Origin of the sequence: Cetobacterium sp. 2A, assembly GCF_014250685.1 — a bacterium.
GTDB lineage: Bacteria > Fusobacteriota > Fusobacteriia > Fusobacteriales > Fusobacteriaceae > Cetobacterium.
This window is the reverse complement of record NZ_JACFAJ010000004.1, coordinates 61826-69450: the sequence shown is the minus strand read 5'-3', so window position 1 is coordinate 69450 and position 7625 is coordinate 61826. Positions and strand designations below refer to the sequence as shown.

Annotated in this window: 10 protein-coding genes and 1 pseudogene; all 11 read left to right on the top strand. The window is 29.8% G+C overall.

The features are described from left to right. Positions 1-800: pseudogene (locus H3N56_RS02785) on the top strand (hypothetical protein); the annotation flags it as partial. Further along, positions 778-1020, top strand: a complete 243-nt coding sequence (locus H3N56_RS02780; RefSeq protein ID WP_185879786.1) for a tail protein X — start codon at positions 778-780, stop codon at positions 1018-1020. The pseudogene H3N56_RS02785 and the gene H3N56_RS02780, both read left to right, overlap by 23 nt. Beyond that, positions 980-1234 carry a hypothetical protein gene (locus tag H3N56_RS02775; protein WP_185879785.1) on the top strand — a complete coding sequence of 85 codons (255 nt, stop codon included), beginning with the start codon at positions 980-982 and terminating at the stop codon, positions 1232-1234. Before H3N56_RS02780 ends, H3N56_RS02775 begins: the two co-directional genes overlap by 41 nt. 261 nt (positions 1235-1495) lie before the next feature. After that, positions 1496-1642: a hypothetical protein gene (locus H3N56_RS02770; RefSeq protein ID WP_185879784.1), complete on the top strand. Its 147-nt coding sequence runs from the start codon at positions 1496-1498 to the stop codon at positions 1640-1642. 767 nt (positions 1643-2409) lie between these two features. Continuing rightward, positions 2410-2535, top strand: coding sequence for a hypothetical protein (locus H3N56_RS13320; protein WP_255492138.1), 126 nt, complete (start codon positions 2410-2412; stop codon positions 2533-2535). A 12-nt stretch (positions 2536-2547) separates the two neighbouring features. Next, on the top strand, positions 2548-3063 hold the full coding sequence (locus H3N56_RS02765) for a phage tail protein (RefSeq protein WP_185879783.1): 516 nt from the start codon (positions 2548-2550) through the stop codon (positions 3061-3063). Between the two features lie 71 nt (positions 3064-3134). Beyond that, the gene (locus tag H3N56_RS02760) at positions 3135-3410 is read left to right on the top strand and encodes a hypothetical protein (RefSeq protein ID WP_185879731.1); all 276 of its coding nucleotides are present in this window, start codon (positions 3135-3137) and stop codon (positions 3408-3410) included. Positions 3411-3679: 269 nt separating this feature from the next. Further along, the gene (locus H3N56_RS02755) at positions 3680-4483 is read left to right on the top strand and encodes a baseplate J/gp47 family protein (RefSeq protein WP_185879782.1); all 804 of its coding nucleotides are present in this window, start codon (positions 3680-3682) and stop codon (positions 4481-4483) included. Then, on the top strand, positions 4480-5043 hold the full coding sequence (locus H3N56_RS02750; protein WP_185879729.1) for a phage tail protein: 564 nt from the start codon (positions 4480-4482) through the stop codon (positions 5041-5043). Before H3N56_RS02755 ends, H3N56_RS02750 begins: the two co-directional genes overlap by 4 nt. After that, positions 5040-7496, top strand: a complete 2457-nt coding sequence (locus H3N56_RS02745; protein ID WP_185879728.1) for a tail fiber domain-containing protein — start codon at positions 5040-5042, stop codon at positions 7494-7496. The genes H3N56_RS02750 and H3N56_RS02745 overlap by 4 nt, the downstream gene beginning before the upstream one ends. Further along, positions 7489-7611, top strand: coding sequence for a hypothetical protein (locus tag H3N56_RS13315; protein WP_255492137.1), 123 nt, complete (start codon positions 7489-7491; stop codon positions 7609-7611). The genes H3N56_RS02745 and H3N56_RS13315 overlap by 8 nt, the downstream gene beginning before the upstream one ends. Positions 7612-7625: the final 14 nt, after the last annotated feature.

The following is a 7625-nucleotide window of genomic DNA, read 5'->3' as shown; positions in this document are numbered from 1 at the left end:
CTATTACTTCTGGAATAGCTACCATGATAGCTACAATTGTAACTTTAGGTGGTCCTGTACTTTGGATAGGAGCAGCCATAGCTTTAATAGGATACTTAATGTATAAGAATTGGGATAGTGTAAAACCTATACTTGTAGAAGTTTGGAATAATATAGTAGCTATTTGGGAATCTTGTAAAAATTGGTTCCGTATGATTTCTGAAATATTTAAAGCGTTGAATCCTCTTAGAACAATAGTTGATTTAGTCAAAGCTTTTACAGATAACTGGAATAGTTCTTTATCAATAGTAGACAATTTAAAAAAAGGCTTCGGCGTATTCTTTGATGGAATTTTAGAGAAAATTAGCATGGTTAAAACTGCCTTCCAAGTTTGGACCAGTTCTATTGCAGATGTCCCTATAGTTGGAAGCTTATTAAAAAAATTAAGCATAGAAACAAAAGCAGATGGAAGTCATAAAAACGGACTGTCATATGTGCCATATGACGGATATGTGGCTGAACTTCACAAAGGTGAAAGAGTATTAACTGCAGAAGAAAATGAATCTTTTGGAAAAAGAATTTTAAATAACTTAAGAAGTACAAGAGAAAGTGAAAATAGTAGCGATAGTTATACGAACAGTAATAAAGAAATTAATATTGCTATTGAGGGAGGAAATTATCAATTTAATTTTCCGGATACAGCATCAATGATCCCAGGAGAAATCTTAAAAGAAATGTATGATAATTTCAAAAAAATGCTAGAAGAGAATAATAAAGAGCTAGAAAGGAGAGTAAAAGATGCGGTCAGAACAGCTATCTAGCTACATCACACAAAAAGGTGATACATGGGATTTGATATCCTTTAAGGTTTATGGTTCAGTCCAGTATGTAGAGGAGCTAAAAAAAGCAAATTACGACTTTATAAAATTAATTTGTTTTCCAGAAGAGGTTGCTCTTATTATTCCTGTTGTAAAAGTTAGTGAAGAGGGGAAAACCCTGAATGGTTTTAACAAGAAGGGCAGGAATAAAGGCATTTTATAATAAAAAAGAAGTGGAGCTGAGCACAGAACTCAGCTCCTTAACAATAACTGATAATATCTCCTCAGCAATTGATAGCATAGATTTCGTTTTGAAAAATAACAAAAATAGACTTTTAAATAAAGATAATGAATTATGCATAGGAGAAAAATTCAATTCGAATTATGGACTCAAAATTGGAACTCAGTATCAGAAGGCATCAAAACATATAACTTAGGAATTTACTATATAGATACAAGAAGTTTTAGCAACGATACAGGAATCTTTAAAGCCTTATCAATACCTGGTGGAAATAGTCCAAGATGAAGTCAATACAAAAACATGGGGAGAAATATCTCTAAAAGCTTAAATAAAGAATTTGCAGATAAATTTAAATATCTTCATATTTCAGTTCTAAGAGTAATCCTATTTTGAAAGATATAAAACAAGAAAATGAATCTGACTTATCTTTTTTAGGAAAATAGCAATAGAAGAAGGAATGAATTTTAAAATAAATGTAGATAAATTAATAATGTTTGATATTGAAGAGTATGAAAAAAGAGAAATAAAACACACCATCGATTTAAATAGTTTGCCTTATTCAATAGATGAAGAAACAAAGAATATCTATACAAGGTTGAAATAAAATATAGAAGAAGTAAATTTTTAGATGAAGAAAAAGTTGTTTATTCTGTAGAAGATTTTGGAATTAAATTGCCCTGGGAAATTAAGAGATAAAATTTTTAAAAATAAATGCAAGAAGTAAAAGTTCAGACTTAAAAAAATTAGCGAGAGTCAGACTATTTAAAGAAAATAGAAGATAGAGTTACTTTAAATACAACTATTATAGATAAAATTGATCTATACTCCGGAGATGTAATAAATGTTACAAATGCCGGGATTTTAGTGGAAAATATATGATTAGAAAGGACTACCAAAAAAATTACCTGAACTAAATGTCAAAATATTAGCATATAAAATATGGGAGAGAAATAAAAATGTTTAGTTTTTAAAAGGTGCAATAGGAGAAATCCACAGTATTAATGAGAGTGACTATACGGTCAGGGTTAAACTTTTAGAATATGAGGAAGTAATAACAGAAGATTTACAAGTAACTACACTACTCAGTTTTGGGAAAACATCTTATCTTCTCCCTGACGTGAATACTCCAGTATTAGTTATATTTTTGATGATAATACTGATAAGGGTTTTGTAATAGCGGGGTTTTATTCAGCAAAAAACAAAGCGGATGGAGACAAAGATAAAATAATATTTGACTGCGAAGGAAATTATTTTTGTTTAAATAGAAAGGACAATAGTATCACAATAATATCGAAAGAAAAGATTGAAATAAAATCGAAAAATATAAGTATATCATGTGATTCTTTTTCTGTTAAAGCTAAAGATATTAATTTGAAAGGAAAAACTATTTCACTTGAGGCTAATGAGAGTATATCAATCAAATCAGCTTTAATAGAAGTTTTAGGCCTTATTAAATCAAAGTTTGTAATCTATGCAAAAGATTTCTTGAAACAATAAGAGAGGACAATAATGATTAATGGAATTTTAACAGATATAGCAAAGGATGAGCTTGGAAATTATCTCGATTCGGTAGATTGGTACACCAAGTTAAGTAGTGTAGGTTCTTTCGGAAAAGTGATTTTTAAAGTTTCATCACTGGGCACGCTATCTCCTAACAACTACAAAATAGATAGAGCCCCAAAAACAAAAAAACATCAAATAATAAATAATCCAGATATAACAGAATTTCAAGGTAGACAGCTTATCAGAGTTTCACTTGGAATAAAACTAATATATAGTTTAACAAATATAGAAAGAGCAAGAGGAAGATTAACAGAATATATTAATGAAGGTCATCACTTTCCACTTGTACTAAGTGGAAAGAAAATAGGAAATAACACATTTATATTGACTAAATACAGTGAAAAGGTCACAAAAACCGATAGAATAGGAACTCCTTTAGTAGTGGAGTTAGATGTATCTTTTGAAGAATATATCGAAAAAATAAATAATCCAAAAGAATTAAAGTGCAGCAAAAAGGAGTAAAAACTTTAGAGAAAAAAAGTTGTTTCAATAATTAATGAACAAGTTTTACAACAGTTATCAAAGGTGAGATTATGGTAGTTAAAAGTAATATAGAGCCAAAAGATACATACTTAAGACAATTATGGGTAATTTTAAATACATGCAAAGGGACTGTTCCTTTATTTAGAGATTTGGGATTAAGCTCTTCAATAATAGATATGCAAATAAATAAAATTCCATCAGTATTATCGCAAGATCTAGACTTACAAATAAAAAAATATATTCCAGGGTTAAAGTTAAAAAGTGTTGGTATAGAACTTGAAGAAGAGAAAACAATATTGAAAGTAGAGGTGGAAAAAACTGCTTAAACTAATAGAGGGAGATGCGCAACAAATATACAATGAAGCTGTCAAGCTACACGAAGATATTACAGGTAAAAAACTTTCTCCAGCGGATGAAAAAGCACATATTTATTCAACCATATCAATGATCCTTGAGATATTCTTTATGGTATTAATGATATAGCCATACAAAATTACTTAGCTTATGCACGAGGAGATAGACTAGACTTAAAAGCAACAATTTTTGGAGAGCGTGCTAAAAGAAACAAAGCTTCTCATGCAAAAGTAATTATGGAATGTCATATCTCTCAACCTGTCGAAAGAATCGTATTCATACAAAAGGAACAAGATTTTTACATGGAGAAAATATCTTCCACTCCCTAGAAGAAGGAGCAATATATCCAGGTAAAACTAAAACAACTATCTTAGCGCAAGCTGAGAATCCAGGAGATATAGGTGAAATACTCGCAGGGGAAATTACTCAAATAATTGATAGATATGACTATTATCAATCTTGTACAAATCCTCAAAACGTATCAAAAGGTGGAAACGAAGAGGATGATGAGCAATACAGAAAAAGAATGGAAGAAATTCCAGAATCATTTACAAGTGCAGGAAGCGAAGGCTCCTATAAATTTTGGACTAAGAAAGTTAGTCAGTTAGTAAATCAAGTTATAGTTAAAACTCCAAGACCAAACGAAATAGATATTTATGTTTATGGATTTAACGAACAAATCACCACTGAAGAAAAAGAAGCAATAAAAGACTTCTTAACAAATTTAGATAGATTACCACTAAATGATTTAGTAACTATAAAAGATCCAGAAATAATAAATATAGACTTAAACATTGATTACTATCTTTATGATAATGAAATAAGAAATGTTGAAACAATCAAGTCCAGTCTCTTAAAAAAATTGAACTTACATTTCAAAAAAATACAAATAGGAGATAACCTAAATACTCAAGATATTATAAGAATAATTAAAAATGAAGATATAAAAAAATGTGAAATTACATCTCCTGAAGAATTAGAAATAACGGAAACTTCATTAATCAAATGTAATTCAATAACTCTTAATTATAGGGGTGTTGAATGAGAACTATATTTGAAGAAAATATTTTAAAATTATCTCCCAAATTAGCTAAAGATAAATACGAAGATATTTTTAAAGTTTGTGAACTACTAATACAAAATTTTTTAATCTCTCAAATAAAAAGATTAGTCCACTTCGATAGAATTGACGAGATGGAAGAATTTGAATTAGACCTTTTAAGTAAAGAGCTTCATATAGACTACTATAATCCTAAATACACATTAGAAGAAAAAAGAAAAGTATGCAATGATTCACTTCAAACCCACATGAAAAAAGGTACAGTGGGAGCAATAAATACGCTGTTAGGAACTTTTTTCAAAGGAGCTAAGGTAAATCAATGGCACGAAGTTGGACTTAATCCAGGATATTTTAATATTAATATTTCAGATGCAAGCATAAATGAATCAATCGAAGATATCTTAAAAATGATTGAAACAACAAAAAAGAAAAGCCAACACATCAGTCAACTTACAAAAAATGGAAAAGTAGAATTAAACCTTAATTTTGCAACTGGAATATATACACATAAAGAAAAAACAATAATAGGAGACTTTAATATATGAGTTACTTTAATAATTTAATTTTAACAACAAAAGGACAAGAAATGCTCCTTTCATCAAATACAAATGTTGATAAAGTCATAACATTTACTAATGCAGGCCTGGGAAGTGGAAAGTTATTATCAGAAGAAATAAAAAAAGCTATAGATATTAAAAACTCTTGGATTAAATTCCCTCTTAATAGCGTAAGAATTATTAATGACAAGGATAATTATCTACTGAGAGTAGAAATAGCATTTACAAATTCTGGATTAACAGAAAATAAAATAATGAAAGAACTTGGAATTTATGCAAAGTTTCAAGATACAGATGAAGTCCTATTTGCTTATTCAACTACAGATGATGATGGAGAAACTATCCCTAGTGAATCTATCGTTCCTGCAACATATAAATTTACAATAGATTCAAATATAAGCACAGAAAGTAAAATAGAGCAACTAATCAATCCTGAAGGCTTTTTAACTAAAGAAATAATCGAACTATTGAAAGAGAATATTAGAAATATTGGATTTAGAAAAATTAAAGGAACTTTAGTAGAAGGACAAAAAGTTATACAAGTACCTACAGGCGCTGAGTTAGTTCCTCTTTCAAATAGAGCAATTCTAAATATTGAAGGCGATATATATTTCTTAGAAAGAGATTATACAATAGACACTCATGCTAATACAATTACTTTGAATAATATATATAACTTTAAAGCTGGAACTCTATACGAGGTTATAGACCCGTTGCCAGCTTCATACGTCAGAGAACAGATACAAACTTTTATAAATGATTTTAAAGAGCTTGTGGTAGATTCTAAAGTAGACTTTGAAAAGTTAAGAGATGAAATATATATCGAATTTGAAGATAAGCTTAAGAATTTCTACAGTGATTTAGATACATATATAGAGGAACACAAAGAAGAATTAAAAGGAAATACAGGACTTAGCGCTTCTGAAGACTGGTTGCAAAAAAATCCTGGGAAAACATACGAAGATTACCTCTTATCTATAAAAGGAGATAGGGGTAATGGAATAGCAAATTCCGAGTATGTGGGAACAACAGAAAACGGAGATGCTAAATATGTTTTAGTATTAGAGGATGGAACAAAAACAACAGAAACATTTACATCTCCACGTGGGCAAAAAGGAGATTCTTTCTACATAGCTAAAACTTACTCATCTATTGTAGAAATGGAATCTGATTTTATAAATGAAGATATTAACTTTGGGGAATATGTAGTAATAAGTTCTAATGATAAGGACAATGGAAAACTATTTGAAAAAAGAAATACTAGTTTCGAGTTTGTCGTTAATATGGGAGGTTTGAATCTAAATTTAACCCCAGCTACAAAAACCTCTTTGGGTAGTGTTATTATAGGGGATAATATCACTGTAGATAAAGAAGGGAAAATATCTGTTGAAATTCCAGACATAGCTGAGCTGCCAATAGCATCAAAAACAGGTATTGGTGGAGTGAGAGTTGGTGTAAATATGCAGATTAATCCAGATGGAGTAATTAACCCAATATATCCAATTTCAACAAAAAATGGAAGAGGTATAGTTCAAATAGGAGAAGGAATTAATATTGATAATGGAAAAATATCAGTTGGTGGTTCATTTAGATACAACAGTTCTTCAGTAATTTTCAATAAAGTTGATGGTGAAGAGATGCTTGAAAGAAATAATACAGCGGTAGGAAATGAAGCTCTCTTCAAAACAAGCTCAGGCACTGATAATACAGCATTTGGAAGTGAGGCTTTATGCGACAGAAGATACAGTGCAAGTGGGAATACAGCTTTAGGATCAGGGTCTCTTCGTAATTTACAATATGGAGATTTCAATACAGCGGTAGGATTTCAGAGTGGAGAAGGTATTAATGATTTTTCATTCACAACATGTTTAGGATACAGGTCAACTGTAACTGGAGATCATCAACTACAACTTGGTGATAGATCTACAACAGCTTATTGTTATGGGAGTGTTCAGAATCGTTCGGACGAAAGAGATAAAACTGATATAAAAGATACAAGACTAGGACTAGGGTTCATTATGAAATTAAAGCCTAGGGAATACAGATTTGACTATAGAGAATCTTACAGAAACTATCAAGAAATTGATAAAATTAGAAAAAAAATAGAAAAATTAAATAAAAAAGGTAGAAAGATAAATCGTGCAGAAGCATTGAAAATATTTGATATTGAAAGTATAAAAAAAGATGGAAGTAAAAAAGGATGGAGACTTCATCAAGGATTTATAGCGCAAGAAGTATTTCAAACTATGAGAGAACTGGGAGTTGATTTTGGTGGCTATCAAGACCATTCTATAAATGGTGGAAAAGAAGTTTTAAGTATTGGTTATACTGAGTTTATCCCAGTTCTAACAAAAGCAATACAAGAACAGCAAAAACAAATAAATGAATTAGTAAAAGAGATGCAACAAATTAAAAAACACATGGAGAAAACTAATGAATAAATTTATTACTATAACAAAAGTTATTTGGAATAGTGTAAAAATATTTTTACACATAACTGGAGAGAAAGACAAAATTAAAAAAATGACCAAAATTGAAGCAGACTTCAAAAGGTAAGAAAGGAGGATCAA